This window comes from Microvirga sp. 2MCAF35, assembly GCF_052115545.1.
Lineage (GTDB): Bacteria > Pseudomonadota > Alphaproteobacteria > Rhizobiales > Beijerinckiaceae > Microvirga.
The window spans coordinates 37,663-54,734 of sequence record NZ_JBFRGW010000015.1; the positions used below are offsets into that span (position 1 = coordinate 37,663).

Genomic DNA, 17,072 nt, shown 5'->3' on the forward strand with positions numbered 1-17,072 from the left:
CACGGATCGTCGCTGGGTGGCTACATCGACCGTCCATCAAATAATCCTCATCACCTGCGGCACATTCGGGTGCCGATCGTTCCTGGCCAAGTATGCGTGCAACGCCGCCACGACCTGGGCGCCTTCTCCGACGGCGGCCGCCACTCGCTTGACAGAGCCTGAACGCACGTCGCCTATCGCGAAGACGCCGCTGCGGCTGGTCTCCAGCGGATGCCGCTCCTTTCCTGCCGCAACTCCGGTTTGGATGAACCCTTTCCCATCGAGGGTTATGTCGCTGTGCGCGAGCCAGTCGGTATTGGGATCGGCACCGATGAACAGAAACAGGTGGCGGATCGGGCGTGCCGTTTCTTCTCCCATGCGGTTGCACCAGCGGACTACTTCGAGATTGCCTTCCGGGCCGTCCAGCGCCGTGACCGTCGTCTCGGTTACGACATTGATATTGGGCTGAGCCTTGATGCGCTCTATCAAATAGCGCGACATACTGGGGTCCAAGCTTGCACCGCGCACGAGAAGCCACACCGTCTTGACGTGGCTCGCCAGAAAGACGGCCGCCTGTCCGGCCGAATTGCCGGCTCCCACCAGGGCGACCTCTTGGCCGGTGCAGAGCCGCGCCTCGATGGGGGACGCCCAGTAGTGAACCGACGATCCTTCGAATTGTGCGAGGTTGGACATGTCGAGGCGGCGGTAGCGGGCGCCGCTGGCCACAATCACCGCTCGGGTCTGGATCGCTTCATCGCCGCTCGTCTCGAGGCGAAAATGCTGGCCGGTCTCGACCGCCGTGATACTCAGATGCTTTGCCTCGTCAGGGATGGCCATCTCCACGCCGAACTTCTGCGCCTGGTTGTAGGCCCGCGCCATCAAGGCCATGCCGGAGATCCCGGTCGGAAACCCAAGATAGTTCTCGATGCGGGCGGAGGCGCCGGCCTGTCCGCCGAAGGCCCGGCAATCGAGCACGAGGACCGACAGGCCTTCCGAGGCCGCGTAGACGGCAGCCGCTAGGCCGGCAGGGCCAGCCCCGATGATGGCGACGTCATAGAGCTTCGACTCATCAATCGACATCACCAGACCGAGGCAGCGTGCGAGGTCACGCTCTCCCGGATTGAGCAGGAGCTTGCCATTGGGACACAGCACGATCGGCAGGTAGTGGCGGTCCACGTGGAACCGCTCGACGAGGATTCTGGCGCAGGAATCCGTGTCGGCATCGAGTACGCGGTGCGGATGACCGCTTCGGGCAAGGAATCCTTGCAGGCGCAACAGATCGACGCTGTCCTGATGCCCGATGATGATCGGTCCGCTACCGCCGCTTTCCAGAAGGCCTACCCGACGCAGGATAAGCGCCCGCATGACTCGCTCGCCGAGGCTGGCCTCCTGTACCATCAGGTCGCGCAACCGCCGCGAGGGAATGACGACCGCGGCTACTGGCTCGATGGCCTCGGCCGTCACGAGCGAGGGACGTTCGGAGAGTTGCGCCAGCTCGCCTGCGAAACTGCCGGGGCCATGGACGACGATGGTCTCGCGCCTGCCGCCGCCGGCGTCCTGGCTGACCTCGACCTTGCCGGATACGACCACGATAAGTCCTGGTGAGATGTCTCCGGCTTCAACAATGCGCTCGCCCGCGGCAAAGAATGCCGCTTCGCCGAAACGGCCCATCCGGGCGACGTCGTCCGGCGGCAGAGTGGGAAACATCTGATCTCGACGGGCAGCGAGCGTAGCGGATTGCGACATGGTTTCGGCCATCTGGCTCAGAGCGTAGAGCGTGAATCGCTCTTCCGTTGAGGTCCTGTGGCGCAGCCTAACCCTTGATGCCTGCCCTGAACAGGACCCCCGGTTATAGATGTCTCTCGACTAATGGCTTGATGGCTGAGCCACTTTCGTGGACCCGGTTGAGCAGAGCTATCACGTTTCGCTTGCATACTTCCGCGATCGACTAGAAACCCAGAAAGGCAGGAACTCTCGATTCAGAAGGCAGGATGTCTCTGCCACTATCCGATTCTGGGTGACATAGCGGTCGATAAACTCTGCAGCGAAACCGGCTATCTGCTCAGAGGCGATGCGGCGCTTTGGCAATCTAATGCTTGGCTTGAGGATCCCTTCTTGCAACGCGTTCGACCATAATAGGCCTAAACCTAGATCCATCGCGGTTCGTCTTGCCCAGTCTTTAGAATCCCACGCAATTTGCGCCTGCACGGCGCGAGAGCGCCGTGTTACGGATGATGATAGGACGACGATCCCAAGAGCCAGGGCTTGTTTAGAAAGAGTGCAGTCACGCTGATTGACCGCTTCTGCGACCGATCGCCGATTCAGCGGGCGCGCTCGCCGATTGATCCGTACAGCACAGCCATATGCGGCACCGGTTCGCCTCCTCAGCTGAATTCCTAAGAACTCCCAATCAGCTTGCGAAAAGTCAAAACGCTCTCGGAGTGAGGCGGTAGCAGTCCAATCATGGCCTTCATGGGAGGGGGCGCATCTCCTCGTCCCAAATCGTCAAGATACTGGCCCAATCGGTCAAGCAGTATGCTTGGTGAAGTCCAAACTGGGTGAGGCCGGCAAAGCTGCGATTGCCGACACACCGGACAACGTTCCGGCAGCCGCTATGGCGGCTAGCCATCAGATAAGGAGCAGAGGCGGCTATGACTGTTGCGACATCAGCTCAGAGCACTTCTCAACCAACGCGCCCGCACGCGAAATACGACCGGCTCGTGGCGGCCGCTCGATCTCTGCCGAGGTTGAAGGTTGCGGTGGCGCATCCGTGCGATGCGGCCTCGCTGAGTGCGGTGTTCGAGGCCACAGACCTCGGCCTGATCGAGCCGATCCTCGTCGGACCGCAGGCCAAGATAACGGCCGCCGCGCAGGCGCTCGGCAAGACGGCTGCCACGCTCCGCATCGTTGACGCTCCCCACAGCCACGCGGCCGCTGCGAAGGCCGTCGAGCTCGTTCGGGCCGGTGAAGCCGAGGCGCTGATGAAGGGGAGCCTGCATACGGACGAGCTCATGGGAGCGGTGGTCAGCCGTGACGGTGGCCTGCGGACGGCGCGCCGGATCAGCCACTGCTTCGTCATGGACGTTCCCAATCACGAGACGACGCTCATCATCACCGATGCGGCGGTCAACATCGCGCCAACGCTGGAGGATAAGGTCCACATCGTCCAAAACGCCATCGACCTCGCCCGGGCGATGCGGGTCGATCCGGTGCGAGTGGCGATTCTGTCGGCGATGGAAACGGTCAACCCAAAGGTGCCCTCGACCATCGAGGCCGCTGCCCTGTGCAAGATGGCCGACCGCGGCCAGATCACAGGCGCCCTCGTGGATGGACCTCTGGCGCTCGATAACGCCATCGATCTCGGCGCGGCGACGATCAAGAAGATCCAGTCGCCGGTTGCCGGGCAGGCCAACGTGCTCGTCGTGCCGGATCTCGAAGCCGGCAACATGCTCGCCAAGAGCCTGACTTTCCTGGCCGACGCGGATGCTGCCGGCATCGTGCTCGGGGCGCGGGTACCGATCATCCTCACCAGCCGGGCGGATTCGACGATCACGCGCTTGGCCTCATGCGCCGTCGCATCCCTTGTGGCCGATGCGCAGCGCAAGCAACTCGGCCTTCCGGAGATCTAAGCCATGATGCCGGTCCTCATCGTCCTCAACGCCGGCTCGTCGAGCCTGAAGTTCCAGGTTTACGACGTGGTTGACACCGCTGAGCCGCTGCTCGTCTGGAAAGGGCTCTACGAAGGTCTGGGCGGCGGTGCACACTTCGTCGTCAAGGCGAACGATGGCAGGATCCTCGAGGAGCGAACATGGGACGCAGGTGAGCAGGTCGGGCACGAGGAGGCGCTGATGCACCTCGTGGCGTGGCTGAGCCAGTTTCGGGACGAGCGCAGGCCCGTGGCCATCGGGCATCGGGTTGTTCATGGCGGCGAGGCCTTCTCCGGCCCAGTGCTTGTCAACGACGCCGTGATCGAGACCCTGGAGGCGCTGGTGCCGCTTGCGCCCCTGCATCAGCCGCACAACCTGGAGCCGATCCGGATCGTCCGCCGGCGCCTGCCCGGGATGCCGCAGGTTGCCTGCTTCGATACCGCCTTCCACCAATCCCAGTCCGACATTGCGACCTTGTTCGCGCTGCCGCGCGAGATGCGGGAGCGCGGCGTGCGACGCTATGGCTTTCATGGACTGTCCTACGATTACATCTCGTCCGTGCTGCAGGACAACGATCCACGCCTCGCGAAGGGACGGGTGATCGTCGCGCATCTCGGCAACGGTGCGAGCCTCTGCGCTCTTCATAAGGCAGCGAGCATCGCCACAACGATGGGCTTTTCGGCCCTCGACGGGCTGCCGATGGGCACCCGCTGCGGCGCCGTCGATGCAGGGGTCGTCTTCTTCATGCTGCGGGAGATGAAGCTCAGCCCAGAGGAAGCCGAGCGCGTGCTCTACACCAAGTCCGGTCTTCTCGGGGTGTCCGGCTTGTCGAACGACATGCGGGTTCTGCGTTCCAAGGCTGGCAGTGACCCGGACGCCAGGCGTGCCATTGATCTCTTCGTCTACCGTATCCAGCGCGAGATTGGCTCCCTCGTAGCGGCGCTCGGCGGGCTCGACGGGCTCGTGTTCACGGGCGGGATTGGCGAGAACGACGTGGCGACGCGCGCCGAGGTGATTGCCGGCCTTGCATGGGCCGGTCTCAGCCTCGATGAGGTGGCGAACCGCGCCGGCGGCCCGCGGGTCTCCGCCGGATCCGGCCCCGCCGCCTGGGTCATTCCAACCAACGAGGAACTTGTGATCGCCCGCCAGACGCGCAGCGTGCTTGGCCCGTCTTATCCAGATCCGCATCGTAACCAGGGAGATTGACGCCATGGAGACAGTGAGAACCGCATCGGAAACAGGACCGGCCGGGCAGGAGCTTGGGGACGAGACTTTCATGTCAGCGGCCGATCTGCGCAATTACATGACCGAGATGCAGATGGCGAAGGCCGGCAAGTCGGTCGAGGGCATGGATCGGGCCGAGAAGGCTCGGCAAGACCTGGTCAAGCGCCTGTCTCAACCGCTTGCCCTGACACCTGAGGCGTTGCGGGACATCCTCATGCCGCTGAAGGCGAAGCTGCGGGCGGCGGCTGAGCGCGGTCAGACCGAGTTGATGGTCATGCGCTTTCCCAATGTCCTGTGCACAGACCAAGGACGGGCGATCAACAATGCAGATCCGACATGGCCGGAAACCCTGACCGGACGCCCGCGTCAGGCCTACGAGTTATGGCGTGACCAGCTCCGGGATGCAGGTTTCAAGCTGAACGCAATGATTATCGAATGGCCAGGCGGAATGCCGGGCGATGTCGGCTTCTTCCTCAAGTGGGGGGAAACCAAGCGATGACTTTAGCCTGAGATCTCTTTGTATGGACGGCGATGATGCAAACGGCAAAACGGCAGACCGACTCTCAATCTGAGCGCGAGGACACTCCAGCGCAATCGCGGCTGGAGAAAGTCGTCCAAGCCCAGGCGAAGGTTACGCAAGTCTATCAGGAGCGATGTGCGAAGGCGTTTCAACGCCACGTCGATTCCGCCAAGGAGGCAAGCGAGCAATTCTGGGGCGGATCGCACGCTTCGACATCGCCGTTGGAATTTTGGCGTGACGCCAGTTCCTACTGGCTCGACTTCACCCAGCGCTCCATCCTGTTCTGGGACACCCTGCGGCAACGTGGCAACAACTGGCTCGAGCATGAGAAGGCCGGCAAGCCGCCGCTGCTCGACTTCGAGTGGGAGATGATCGCGGACGCCCGCTCCTTCGAGCGACCGACCAACTATGCCCTTGTGCGCATCGTTCGACCGGATGGCCTTGAGAGCGACCCGGACCGGCGCCCCTTCGTGATCATCGATCCACGGGCCGGTCACGGTCCTGGCATCGGCGGGTTCAAGCAGGACTCGCAGGTTGGAGTCGCGCTCAAGGCGGGCCATCCGGTTTATTTCGTCATCTTCTTCCCCGAGCCGATGCCCGGACAGACTCTCGCGGATGTTTCGCGCGCGGAGACCGAGTTCCTCCGCATTGTTGGTGAACGGCACCCGAAGACCCGTAAGCCTGTGGTGATCGGCAATTGCCAGGGCGGCTGGGCCTCGATGCTCGTTGGCGCCATGGAGCCGGAACTCGTCGGACCCATCGTCATCAACGGGGCGCCGATGTCGTACTGGGCAGGCAACGACGGCGAGAATCCGATGCGCTATGCGGGTGGCATTCTCGGAGGCGCGTGGCCCGCGCTTCTGGCGAGCGACCTTGGCGCCGGGACGTTCGACGGGGCCTATCTGGTCGAGAACTTCGAGTACCTGAACCCCGCGAACACCTACTTCAACAAGTACTATACGCTTTTCTCGAAGATCGACACTGAGCCAGAGCGCTTCCTGGAGTTCGAGCGCTGGTGGGGCGGGTTCTTCCTGATGGACCGGCAGGAGATCCGGTGGATCGTGGAGAACCTGTTCGTAGGGAACAACCTTGCCCAAGGCGAGGCCGAGTGGTCTGAGGGGCGCGCCTTCGACCTGCGCGCGATCCAGTCGCCTATCATCATCTTCGCCTCGCTCGGCGACAACATCACCCCGCCGCAGCAGGCGTTCAACTGGGTCGCGGATATCTATCCCACGACAGAGGCGCTCAAGGCGAACGGCCAAGTGATTGTCGGCCTTATGCACCAGAGCGTCGGCCATCTCGGCATCTTCGTCTCAGGTGCCGTGGCCAAGCGCGAGCACAAGCAGATCGTCGATCTCATCGAGTACATCGAGCATCTTCCACCCGGCCTCTACGGCATGCAGGTCGAGGAGCATAAAGAAAATGGGACCACGCGTTACGACGTGATGCTGACCGAACGTCGCGTCGAGGAGCTTCAGGTACTGCAAAAATATGACCGCAATGACGAAGTCCCGTTCAAGGCAGTCGAAGCGACCTCAGAAGCACTCGTCTCGGCCTATGCAACCTTTGTGCATCCCTTCGTGGCGTCGATGGTCACCCCGGCCGAGGCAAAGGTGGCACGGGCATTCAATCCGCAGCGGATGCAGCGCTGGGCAGCGTCGGACCTCAATCCTTACCTGTGGCCGCTGAAGGGCATGGCCGACATGGTCCGGGCTAACCGGGCGCCGCACGACAGTGATGGCACGATGGCCATGATGGAGCGCTGGACCGCGACCATGACGTCGGCCTCGCTGGACCTCTATCGCGACCTGCGCGACGCGGCGGTGGAGAACGCCTTCTTCCGCACCTACGGTCCGGCTGGCATCGTCATGGGCGCGGATCAGGGGCGAACTGCTACCGAAGAACCTGTCGATGCGCGCGATGCCCCTCTGGTGAAGGAGGCGCTCGCACATATCGAAGAGGGCAACCGGACAGAGGGCATTGTCCGTGCGGCGCTCCTGCTCCTGAAGGCCGGCACCGGACGGCGGCGACTCTCGGCCATGAAGCGGGCACGGGATCTCGTCGGCAAGGACATCGGCCTTCTCGACATGCCGGCGGAGGCCGCGCGCGAGATCATCCGCGAGCAATCTTACATCGTCGACTTTGAGCCGGTGAAGGCGCTCCTGGCGCTGCCGAAGCTCCTGCGAACCTCCGCCGACCGGCGTGGACTCCTCGACCTGCTCGATCGCCTGGAAGGTCGGATCGAGGCCAATGACAAGCAGATCACCTTGCTGGCTGAGATCAGGCGCCTCCTTTCTGGGCGCGATCCTGATGCTGAAGCGCGGGACGAACCGATCACGGTGACATTGGTCGAGAGGCAGCCTGTAAGCCGCCCCGAGGTGCCAGAGGAACCAAAATCTCTTCATCGACCGCGTGACCGTCGACGCACGAGGGCAAGTCAATGAATGATCAACCGGCAGAATTGAGCAAAATCGCGATTCAATCGAAGATCCTGCATGGCAAGCGGGCGCTTATTATCGGTATCGCGAACGAGAACTCCATCGCCTATGGCTGCGCCCGGGTCTTCCGACAGCTCGGTGCCGACCTCGCCGTCACCTATCTCAATGAGAAGGCCCGTCCTTATGTCGAGCCTCTGGCCAAGGAACTTGGCGCCTCGATCCTTGCCCCTTGCGACGTGGGTCGGGGCGGCGAGCTCGAAGCCGTCTTCGGACAGATCCGAGAGACCTGGGGCAGTCTCGACATAGCGCTCCATTCCATCGCCTTTGCGCCGAAGGAGGACCTGCAGGGACGGCTCGTCGACAGTTCCGATGAAGGTTTCAAGGTGGCTATGGACATTTCCTGCCACTCGTTCATCCGCATGGCCCGCTTGGCCGAACCCTTGATGAAGGAGGGCGGAACGCTTCTCGCGATGAGCTATCATGGCGCAAACAAGGTGGTGCCGAATTACAATTTGATGGGCCCCGTAAAGGCGGCGCTGGAGAGTGCTGTACGCTATCTCGCCTATGAATTGGGCGACAGGCAGATCCGGGTTCATGCTGTCTCGCCAGGTCCCTTGAAGACCCGGGCAGCGTCCGGCCTGAAAGATTTCGACGTGCTCCTCACCGAAGCTATCGAGCGGGCGCCTATCGGCGAACTGGTCGATATCGACGATGTCGGCCTCACGGCCGCCTATCTGACGACACCGTTCGCACGGAGGCTTACCGGGACGACCACCTATGTCGACGGCGGGCTTAGCATTATGGCCTGAGGAAGCGCTCGATGTTTGAAGAAGAATGGAAATCTCCAGGAGAACAGGCATGACATCAGCGCTCAATCCTGCGGCGCCGCACCATCTTCCGATATTCATCACCGCACCTGGTGAGACCGACGTCTTGATGGTCGTCATGGCGGTGGTGCTCGTGCTGGCCGTGCTGGGGGTCGGGATCCTGTTTCTTCGCCTGCATACGATGCCGGAGCGTATGGCGCACAAGTCGCAGAAAATTCAGTTCGAGATCGTTGCGGTATTGGGCTTGCTGGCGCTCTTCACCCACATGCACATCTTCTGGGTGGCTGGCCTGTTGCTTGCCTTGATCGATATTCCTGATTTCGGAAATCCGCTGCGCCGGATCGCCGGGTCGCTTGAGAAGATCGCGGGCCTCAAGCCCGGAGAGGGGGCGGGCAGGGCACCGGACGAGATCGGCGTTGAACCGCCATCAAGCGGGGCGGACGGCCACACGGTCGATGTGCCAAAGACGGTTGCACCATCCCGGATGCCGAAGGAGAAGGCCCGTGCTTGAGCTTCTTCTCTGCTCGTTGCTGACGATCCTGCCGGACTATCTCTATCGCCGTTACGCACAGGGCAAGCGGTTCGGGAAGGAGATCACGCTTTTCTCGGTCTGGTTCGAGTTGCGCTGGGGTATCATTTCCTGCCTGATGCTCACCATTGGGTTGATCACGGTGATCTTCTACAACCACCCCTCGACGACGAACGCCACGGCCTTCTTCCGGACCATCCCGATCCTTCCCGAAACCAACGGACGGGTCGCCGAGATCTATGTCGACGGCGTGAGCGGCACAGTCAAGCAAGGCTCGCCGATCTTCAAACTCGACAACTCGAAGCAGGAGGCGGCAGTCGAGACCGCCCGCCGCAAAATCGCCGAGACCGAAGCAGCAATGACAGTTGCGCAAGCCGACATCGTCGGTGCCGAGGGCAGGATCGTCGAGGCGAAGAGCGCTTATCAGCAAGCGGTCGATGAGCTTGAGACCAAGGAGGAGATCTACCGGCGCAATCCTGGCGCGGTCGCCACGCGGGATATCGACAAGCTCCGCGTCGCGGTGCAGGGGCGACAGGGCAGCATTGATGCTGTGACGGCCGCGAAGGCCCAGGCGGAAGCGCGGTTCTCTTCCCTGCTGCCTGCCGAGAAGGCCAGCGCCGAGGCCGAACTCGCACAGGCCGAAGTGGATTTGTCGAAAACCGTGATCCGGGCTGGCGTGGACGGGCGGGTGGAGCAGTTCACGCTTCGGGTGGGTGACATCGTCAATCCGTTGATGCGACCAGCCGGCGTCCTGATCCCCGAGGGCGCCGGGCGGGGACGGTTGCAAGCCGGCTTCCCACAGGTCGAGGCGCAGGTGATGCAGGTTGGAATGGCAGCCGAGGTAACCTGCGCATCCAAGCCTTGGACGGTGATCCCGATGGTCGTGACCGGGGTGCAGGACTTCATCGCTGCCGGCCAGATCCGCAGCGGCGAGCTATTGCTCGACGCGCAGCAGGTGGTCCGGCCGGGCACCATCCTGGTATTCATGGAGCCGCTTTACGAGGGTGGCTTCGACGGTGTCTCGCCCGGCAGCTCCTGCATCGCCAACGCCTATACCAGCAACCACGACCTGATCGCCTCCGGCCAAGTCGGAACCCTGAAAGGGATCGCCCTGCACGGGGTGGATGCCGTTGGGCTCGTGCATGCCATGATCCTGCGCATTCAAGCATTGATCTATCCGATCCAGACCCTGGTGCTCGGCGCGCATTGAGCGGCCCGTCTACCTGCAGCCTGAGCGGATCGAATACTGTGTTTCGGGACAGGGGTGTGGTGCAGTGGCGTGAGACCAATGATCGCAGGCAGGCTCCTAATCGTTCAGTTGGACGAGCTTTACGCTCTTCCGTTCGTATTCATGCACTGAAGGAGTGATCGATGTTCAGGACTCCAAACGCTCTTCGATATGGTCTGATCGCGCTTGCGACCACGTTCGTCTCGGTGTCGGCAGGTCCAGCATGGGCCGCGACCGGAACCGTGCATGTCGCGATCGCTCGGGCAGGCTTCATCGTCGGCGTCGGAGGTGGTCGCGGGACCCTTGTCTTCCAGGGCCGGCGCTACCCCTTGAGCGTCGGAGGCCTGAGCGTTGGCGCGACGATCGGCGTGTCGAAGGCGGAGTTGGTGGGGCGTGCCTACAACCTGCGTCGGCCCACCGACATTGCCGGAACCTACACGGCCGTAGGCGGCGGCGTCGCAGCGGGCGGTGGCGCATCGGGCGTTCGGCTGCAGAACGCGAAGGGCGTCGTCCTCGAGCTGCGTGGCCGTACGATTGGACTGGAGCTCAACGCCAACGTGAGCGGTGTGGAGATCAGCCTGCGCTGAGGCGGGACGAGGGCTCGGACGTTGCGGCGCGTATCCAGGGCAACTGGAGGATTGGGTGGCCTGGAGCCAAGGAGACCATGATGGAGAAGAGGTTCGGTTCACGTCAGATCATCGCGCTTTCACTCGTCCCAATCATTACTACGGCGCCAGCCCTGGCAGGCCCGGGCATCACCACCAGCAACGTCAATTTCCGCTCGGGGCCTGGGACGCAATTCTCCTCCATTCGCACGCTTCCGGAGGGAACCGCGGTCGATATCGGTGACTGCGAGGATTCAGGCAGCTGGTGCGCCATTACCGTCGGCGGGCGCAGCGGCTTCGTCAGCGGGCGCTATCTCGAGGAGAAGTCGGGATCGGAGGATTGGCCACGATCATATGAGATCGGCACAGGGCGCATGATCTTGTATCAGCCACAATTCACCGAATGGACCGACTTCAAGTCGGTGGACGCGCTGGCGGCGGCGGAGTTCCTGAAGTCACCCGATGCCAATCCGGTCTTCGGAGTGATCGGATTGAAGGGCAAGACCTCCTATGACGAGGATGCAGGTGAGGTCGTGATTTCCGATATCGCCGTCGCCGACCTGAATTTCTCCGGCCTTGGACGTGACGACCTGAAGGCGTTGGCGGTAGAGACCGGCAAATTCCTGCCGACTGGCCCTATTACTGTATCGGAAGCACGCATAACGGCGAGCCTTGCCGAGCAGAAGCGCATGACCGACGTGCAGGGGCTCAAGGCCGATCCGCCGCCGATATTCGTGTCGAAGTCTCCGGCAATCCTTGTGCAGACCGACGGAGCCCCCTCCTATGCTCCGGTGAAGGGCAAGACGGGCGTCTCGTTCGTGGTCAACACCAATTGGGATCTTCTCCGCGTGGACGAGGGCGGCGCACTTTTCCTGCGTGATGACACGCATTGGCTGACGGCCGGTACACTTGCAGGTCCATGGACAGCCGTGTCGGAACTGCCCGCGTCGCTGAAGGAGCTGCCCGATGATGGCAACTGGTCCGATGCCCGCGCTGCAATGCCGCCTGAGGCCTACGATGGCAATGCCGTGCCGAGCGTGATCACCACGGACAAGCCCTCGGAGCTCATCCTGTTCGCCGGTGAGCCCAAACTCGAGGACGTGCCCGGGACAGCGCTGCAATGGGGATCGAACAGCGAGTCCGATGTATTCTTCGATAAGACCGGCAGGCAGTGGTACGTTCTGCTGTCCGGCCGCTGGTTCCGCGCTGCGACGCTCGACGGGCCATGGACTTTTGTGACGCTCGACCTGCCGGCGGACTTCCGCAATATACCAGAGGATGCACCTTATTACGCCGTGCGCTCGTCTGTGCCAGGGACATCGGAGAGCGCGGAGGCACGGCTGAAGGCGAGCATTCCTACGACGGCCCGTGTCGAATCGGGCTCGATTACGCCGAAGGTTGCCTATGCGGGAGACGCCCAGTTCGCGCCGATCGAAACGACCGATCTCTCTTACGCGACGAATACGACGGACACTGTGATCAAGGTCGGAGATCACTATTTCCTGCTGCAGGATGGCGTCTGGTTCATGGCCGACAGCCCGAACGGACCATGGCAATTGGCACGCGAGGTGCCCGAGGCTATCTACCAGATTCCACCGTCCTCACCCTTCTACAACGTGACCTATGTGCGTGTGTATGACACTGAGCCTGACGCCGTCTGGTACGGCTACACCATGGGATACCTGTACGGCTTCCTAGCCTGGGGTACGTATGTCTATGGTACCGGCTGGGCCTATCCGGGCTACTGGTACAACTGGCCGGGCTACAGCTATTCGATCTATTATTCCCGGCCCGTAACGTGGGGTCTCGGAGCTTATTACAATCCCGTGCGCGGCATGTATGGCCGCTACGGCTACGCGTATGGGCCCTATCGTGGGATTCCAGGCGCGCGCGCCTGGAATCCTGTCACTGGTACCTATGGGCGTGCAGGAGCTGCCTGGGGGCCGCGAGGCTCGGCCGGGTTCGTCGGCGCCTACAATCCGCGCACTGACGGAGGAGCTTATGCGGCCGGCGGACGTAACGTATACGGCGCCTGGAAGTCCGCAGGGGTGAAGCGCGGCTCCGACTGGGCGCGGCTGACGGCGCGCGAGAACGGGGCCGGAGGCTCGTCCCTCCGCTGGAACACGTCCAACGGGCAGGGCTTCATCCGTGAGGGCCGGCGCGGTGACATCTATGCGGGGCGCGATGGCAATGTCTATCGCAACACCGGCGACGGCTGGCAGCGGTTCGACAGCGGTTGGCAGGATGTGGGGCGGCCGGAGCCACGGGATCTGCTCCAGCGTGGCGAAGGGCGCGAGGGGTTGTCTGCGGAGGGACGTGAGCGGGTGCAGGAGCGCGGCGGCAGCGAGGCGCTCAGGGGGCTCGCCGGAGCTGGAGCTGCCGGGGCGGCGGGCGCTGCGCTCGGTCAGCGTTTGAGCGGCGGTGAGCAGGTCCGGCGCGATGTTTCCGACAGCGATATCAGCCGCGATCGGGCGCAGCAACGCCAGACGCCTCAGCAACGTCCGGCAACGCGAAAAGGTCAGGCTCCGCAGCAACGCGAGGCAGTTCAGCAGCGCCGTGCGACTCAGACAGGCTCTGCCGTCCAATCGCGACCGTCAACACGACAACGCCCAACGCAGTCGGAGCGGCCGGCTGCCCAGCGTCCGGCTCCTCGTCAGCAGCTTCCGTCGAATATCATGCGCGACGCTCAGGCCCGCCATCTCGGCAACCAGCGGGAGATGGCAAGCCGCCAGTTCTCACGTCCTCCGGCGCAGTTCTCCCGGTCGCCATCGTTCGGTCCGTCGCGGAGCATGGGGCCGAGCGGCGGCTTCGGAGGCGGTCGCGGCAGCTTCGGGGGAGGGCGCGGCGGCGGAGGCTTCAGGGGCGGTGGCCGTCGCTAACGAAGCCGCGGCTCACCAAGGTCGTCTCAGAAGTCACGCTGGACGCGCAGGCGGCCCTCCCAGGTATCCTCCGATCCGGTCGCCCGGAAGGTGCCGGTCGGATCGCCGGAGGCGGTTGTCAGCGGAACCGCCACGCGTTCGCGCGGATCGACCCGGATGTAGAGCGCCTCGACACCGATGAGGAAGTCTTTCACTGGAGTCCAAATCACGTTGGCGCCGACGCGAATCTCATCGAAATCGACGAGGCCCGTGGTCGTTCCGGCCGTCCCGGCTGCAATCGTCGCGGCCGTCGCGGGGACCGTGTACTGAGCGATCCCCGGAGCATCGAAGCGCATCCAGGAGCCGAACACATTGGTCTGCCAGGTCGGACTCCAGTTGTGATTGAGGCCGCCCGCGATGGCATAGGCCTTGTTGGTCTTGAACTCGCCCGTGAGCGGATCGACGAAGGCATCCGTAAAAGGCATCGCCAGCGCGCCTGCGCTGATGAACCCGTTGCTGATCGGGCTCGTCTGGCCGGCATTGAGGTAGCCGATCGCGCCGTCCGTATAGGTCGCCATCATCCACACGGCATCGCCCTGACCGAGAGCGGGTACATTGGCATAGCCAAGGGCGGCAATGGCGAAACCGTAATCCGTATCGGCGTAGGTCGGATTGGGCAGGCCGGTGATGGGGTTGAGCACCGGGACGTTCACGCCGTTGACGGTCGTGATGCCCGCTGATACGTCACGGATCTGGTGCAGGGCGCCGGACAACTGCACTTCGCCCCAGGTGCCCTTGTAGCGGAGGTTCGCGACCACATCCGGCACGCGCTCACCGCCATAGGTGGAGGCGATCGGAGCGAAAACCGGGAACGGACTGCCAGCGCCGAAGACCGGGAAATCGAGATCATTGTTGACGCTGCGCTGGGTTCCGTCCTCGAACGACAGGGTCGCCGAGAGGCCATTCCCGAACGAGAAGGTATAGGCGAACAGGCTGACTTCGGCATTGGAGGGGTCATCGAACTTCAGGTCGCCGAAGTTCGGAGCCGGCAGGTCCGGGCTCGTGAAGAAGGACACCGCGCGACCGGCAGTCAGGCCGCCGAACTGGACAAAGGCCTGATTGACATTAGGCGAGGTGGAACTGAAGCCGTAAGCCCCGGTGTTACGGGTCATTTCCATGCGAATGTAGGTGCGCAGCATGCCGTATGCGGTGGCCGTGCGCGCGTCGAGATTGATGCGGCCACGTCCCCGGAAGCCGATCGCGTCCTGCGAGCGATCGAACGGTTCGAGATAGAGGAGTTCGGCGCGAACGCGACCGCTGACCCGCAGGCAGGTATCGGTGCCGGGGATGATGAAGAAGCCGCTGCCCTGAGTGGAGCAGATCCGGACGTAATCGACGGGGGCTGCGCTCTTGGCGGGCAAGTCGGCGGCCTGTGCCCCGCCGCTAACGATCGCCGCACATCCAAGCAGCAGAGTTCGGACAGACGCCATGGTGCAAACTCCAAGACAAGGCCCAGCCTTAATGATGAAAGAATGTGCAGACAGGCGAAACGGCGTCAAGAACGCTCAAACGTACGAATACTCGGGATCTTTTAAATTCTACCGAGTGTTGCCGGCTCGCATCATGTAAAGGGTCTGGATTAGCTCAGGAGAACCTGAACGGCGATGATCTTGATGATGGTCATGCTTGGAAAACAAATCGCATAGCCGATATCCGTCCTCTCAGTGGGCGCAAGGCGGCCTGCCGCAACGACAATGGCGGGATTGCCGGTCGATCCCGCACAGACACCGAGCAGATCGTCGAAGGGGATGCGCAATAGGTATCCGACCACCAAGACGATGAGGACGAGGGTAAGCAGTACAGCGGCACCGCCGAGCAGGATCTGTATTCCATTGCTTGCGACGGTTTCGACGAAGGGGCTTCCTGCCCCAATGGCGACAGCACCGATGAAGATCGCCAGCCCAAGATTTCGCAGAACCAGATTGGCCACCACTGGTATCCTCCAGCCCAAGGGGCCGGTTCGGCCGAGCCAGCCGAGGACGAGTGCAATGACGAGGGGTCCGCCGGCAACGCCGAGGCTGAAGGTGCCGCCTCCCGGCAGAGGCACAGGTATCATGCCGAGCAGAAGTCCCAGCGCGATCCCGACTCCGATCGACACGAAGGACAATTCGGCATTGCCCTTGATACTGTCGCCGAAGTAACGCTGGACTTCGCTTTTGCGGTCGGAGGGGGCGGCCGCCACGAGGAGATCGCCGAACTCGATCGTGAGATCCGGCGACGCGATGATATCGATGTCACCCCGGCGGATATGCGAGATGACGACGGGAAAATCCGGAAGCGGGATCTCCTGAACTGTCTTCCCGACAAAAGCCGCCTTTGAAACGTATACCCGCACCACGTCGAAACTGGAACGATCACGACTGATACGCCCTGGTTCCTCGTGGCCCATGGCGATCTTTGCCTGCTCGATACTCGCCGGGCTCCCGACCAGGAGCAATCCATCACCTTCGTGTAATCGAGTACCTGCTAGGGGCGGCGCATTCGCATGGTGCTGGCGAATGGCAACGATCTTGATATCGGCAGGCAGTATAGCGGAGACATCCTCAACCGTCTGATCTTCGCAATTCGACTCCAGGGTCAACTCAGCAATCCGCACGTTCTGAGAAGGTGCCTTGAAGGTTGGTTTGATCAGCGCGGCCATAACAGTCATCAGAACGATTGGGCCGATTACACCGAAGGGATAAGACACGGAGTAGCCGATGGCGGGGTCCTGGTTGCCCGCCGCAGACAATGCTGCCTGCAGGGTCGGCGTGCTCGTGCCCGAGCCGGCAAACAAGCCGGCCGCTGTCGCCATGGAGATGCCAAGGGGGGCAGCAAGCGACATCGCAACCAGGAGCGAGGCAATGACCGCGGCTGCGGCAAGGGCAATGTATTTAAGGCCTGGCCCTTTCAAGCTCGCAAAGAACTGAGGTCCGTACTGGATTCCGACACCATACACGAACATCACGAGGCCGAGCGTGCCAACCAATCCGGGAGGCGCCGCCTTTGGCGCAATGGCTCCGATGATCAGACCGGTGAACAGCACGGCGCCGGCGCCGAACGAGACACCAGCAATCGAGATCTGTCCGATCGCATAGCCGGTCGCGATGGCAAGGAACAGCGCCAGCAGGGGGGACGCTTCAAGCAACGTACGGAGGAGATCAAGCATCGATTTGAC

At 62.6% G+C, this 17,072-nt stretch carries 12 protein-coding genes; 9 read left to right on the forward strand and 3 right to left on the reverse strand.

The window, feature by feature from the left end:
• Window positions 1-36 precede the first annotated feature (36 nt).
• Window positions 37-1,725: an FAD-dependent oxidoreductase gene (locus AB4097_RS09920; RefSeq protein ID WP_442038968.1), complete on the reverse strand. Its 1,689-nt coding sequence runs from the start codon at window positions 1,723-1,725 to the stop codon at window positions 37-39.
• A 905-nt stretch (window positions 1,726-2,630) separates the two neighbouring features.
• Here AB4097_RS09920 and AB4097_RS09925 point away from each other — a divergent pair.
• From AB4097_RS09925 to AB4097_RS09965, 9 genes are all read left to right on the forward strand, one after another.
• The gene (locus AB4097_RS09925) at window positions 2,631-3,608 is read left to right on the forward strand and encodes a phosphate acetyltransferase (protein WP_442038970.1); all 978 of its coding nucleotides are present in this window, start codon (window positions 2,631-2,633) and stop codon (window positions 3,606-3,608) included.
• A 3-nt stretch (window positions 3,609-3,611) separates the two neighbouring features.
• Entirely contained in the window at window positions 3,612-4,832 is a 1,221-nt protein-coding gene (locus tag AB4097_RS09930; protein ID WP_442038972.1) for an acetate/propionate family kinase, read from the forward strand.
• A gap of 4 nt (window positions 4,833-4,836) precedes the next feature.
• Window positions 4,837-5,349 carry a hypothetical protein gene (locus AB4097_RS09935; protein WP_442038974.1) on the forward strand — a complete coding sequence of 171 codons (513 nt, stop codon included), beginning with the start codon at window positions 4,837-4,839 and terminating at the stop codon, window positions 5,347-5,349.
• Window positions 5,350-5,384: 35 nt separating this feature from the next.
• A complete protein-coding gene (locus AB4097_RS09940) occupies window positions 5,385-7,814 on the forward strand; it encodes a DUF3141 domain-containing protein (RefSeq protein ID WP_442038976.1) in 2,430 nt (809 codons plus the stop codon).
• Window positions 7,811-8,617, forward strand: a complete 807-nt coding sequence (gene fabI, locus AB4097_RS09945) for an enoyl-ACP reductase FabI (RefSeq protein ID WP_442038978.1) — start codon at window positions 7,811-7,813, stop codon at window positions 8,615-8,617. Before AB4097_RS09940 ends, fabI begins: the two co-directional genes overlap by 4 nt.
• Window positions 8,618-8,666: 49 nt before the next feature.
• A complete protein-coding gene (locus AB4097_RS09950; RefSeq protein WP_442038980.1) occupies window positions 8,667-9,146 on the forward strand; it encodes a hypothetical protein in 480 nt (159 codons plus the stop codon).
• On the forward strand, window positions 9,139-10,374 hold the full coding sequence (locus AB4097_RS09955; RefSeq protein WP_442038982.1) for an HlyD family secretion protein: 1,236 nt from the start codon (window positions 9,139-9,141) through the stop codon (window positions 10,372-10,374). Before AB4097_RS09950 ends, AB4097_RS09955 begins: the two co-directional genes overlap by 8 nt.
• A 161-nt stretch (window positions 10,375-10,535) precedes the next feature.
• The gene (locus tag AB4097_RS09960) at window positions 10,536-10,979 is read left to right on the forward strand and encodes a hypothetical protein (RefSeq protein ID WP_442038984.1); all 444 of its coding nucleotides are present in this window, start codon (window positions 10,536-10,538) and stop codon (window positions 10,977-10,979) included.
• A gap of 80 nt (window positions 10,980-11,059) precedes the next feature.
• The gene (locus AB4097_RS09965) at window positions 11,060-13,876 is read left to right on the forward strand and encodes an SH3 domain-containing protein (RefSeq protein WP_442038986.1); all 2,817 of its coding nucleotides are present in this window, start codon (window positions 11,060-11,062) and stop codon (window positions 13,874-13,876) included.
• Between the two features lie 26 nt (window positions 13,877-13,902).
• On the opposite strand, the gene AB4097_RS09970 is transcribed toward AB4097_RS09965, so the two are convergent.
• Both AB4097_RS09970 and AB4097_RS09975 read right to left on the reverse strand, forming a co-directional pair.
• The gene (locus AB4097_RS09970) at window positions 13,903-15,345 is read right to left on the reverse strand and encodes a porin (RefSeq protein ID WP_442038988.1); all 1,443 of its coding nucleotides are present in this window, start codon (window positions 15,343-15,345) and stop codon (window positions 13,903-13,905) included.
• A gap of 149 nt (window positions 15,346-15,494) precedes the next feature.
• On the reverse strand, window positions 15,495-17,063 hold the full coding sequence (locus AB4097_RS09975) for an aspartate:alanine exchanger family transporter (protein ID WP_442038990.1): 1,569 nt from the start codon (window positions 17,061-17,063) through the stop codon (window positions 15,495-15,497).
• Window positions 17,064-17,072 lie beyond the last annotated feature (9 nt).

Coding starts and splice junctions, on each gene's coding strand:
- AB4097_RS09920 (WP_442038968.1), bottom strand. CDS start 1,725: ATGTCGCAATCCGCTACGCTCGCTGCCCGTCGAGATCAGATGTTTCCC.
- AB4097_RS09925 (WP_442038970.1), top strand. CDS start 2,631: ATGACTGTTGCGACATCAGCTCAGAGCACTTCTCAACCAACGCGCCCG.
- AB4097_RS09930 (WP_442038972.1), top strand. CDS start 3,612: ATGATGCCGGTCCTCATCGTCCTCAACGCCGGCTCGTCGAGCCTGAAG.
- AB4097_RS09935 (WP_442038974.1), top strand. CDS start 4,837: ATGGAGACAGTGAGAACCGCATCGGAAACAGGACCGGCCGGGCAGGAG.
- AB4097_RS09940 (WP_442038976.1), top strand. CDS start 5,385: ATGCAAACGGCAAAACGGCAGACCGACTCTCAATCTGAGCGCGAGGAC.
- fabI (WP_442038978.1), top strand. CDS start 7,811: ATGAATGATCAACCGGCAGAATTGAGCAAAATCGCGATTCAATCGAAG.
- AB4097_RS09950 (WP_442038980.1), top strand. CDS start 8,667: ATGACATCAGCGCTCAATCCTGCGGCGCCGCACCATCTTCCGATATTC.
- AB4097_RS09960 (WP_442038984.1), top strand. CDS start 10,536: ATGTTCAGGACTCCAAACGCTCTTCGATATGGTCTGATCGCGCTTGCG.
- AB4097_RS09965 (WP_442038986.1), top strand. CDS start 11,060: ATGGAGAAGAGGTTCGGTTCACGTCAGATCATCGCGCTTTCACTCGTC.
- AB4097_RS09970 (WP_442038988.1), bottom strand. CDS start 15,345: ATGGCGTCTGTCCGAACTCTGCTGCTTGGATGTGCGGCGATCGTTAGC.
- AB4097_RS09975 (WP_442038990.1), bottom strand. CDS start 17,063: ATGCTTGATCTCCTCCGTACGTTGCTTGAAGCGTCCCCCCTGCTGGCG.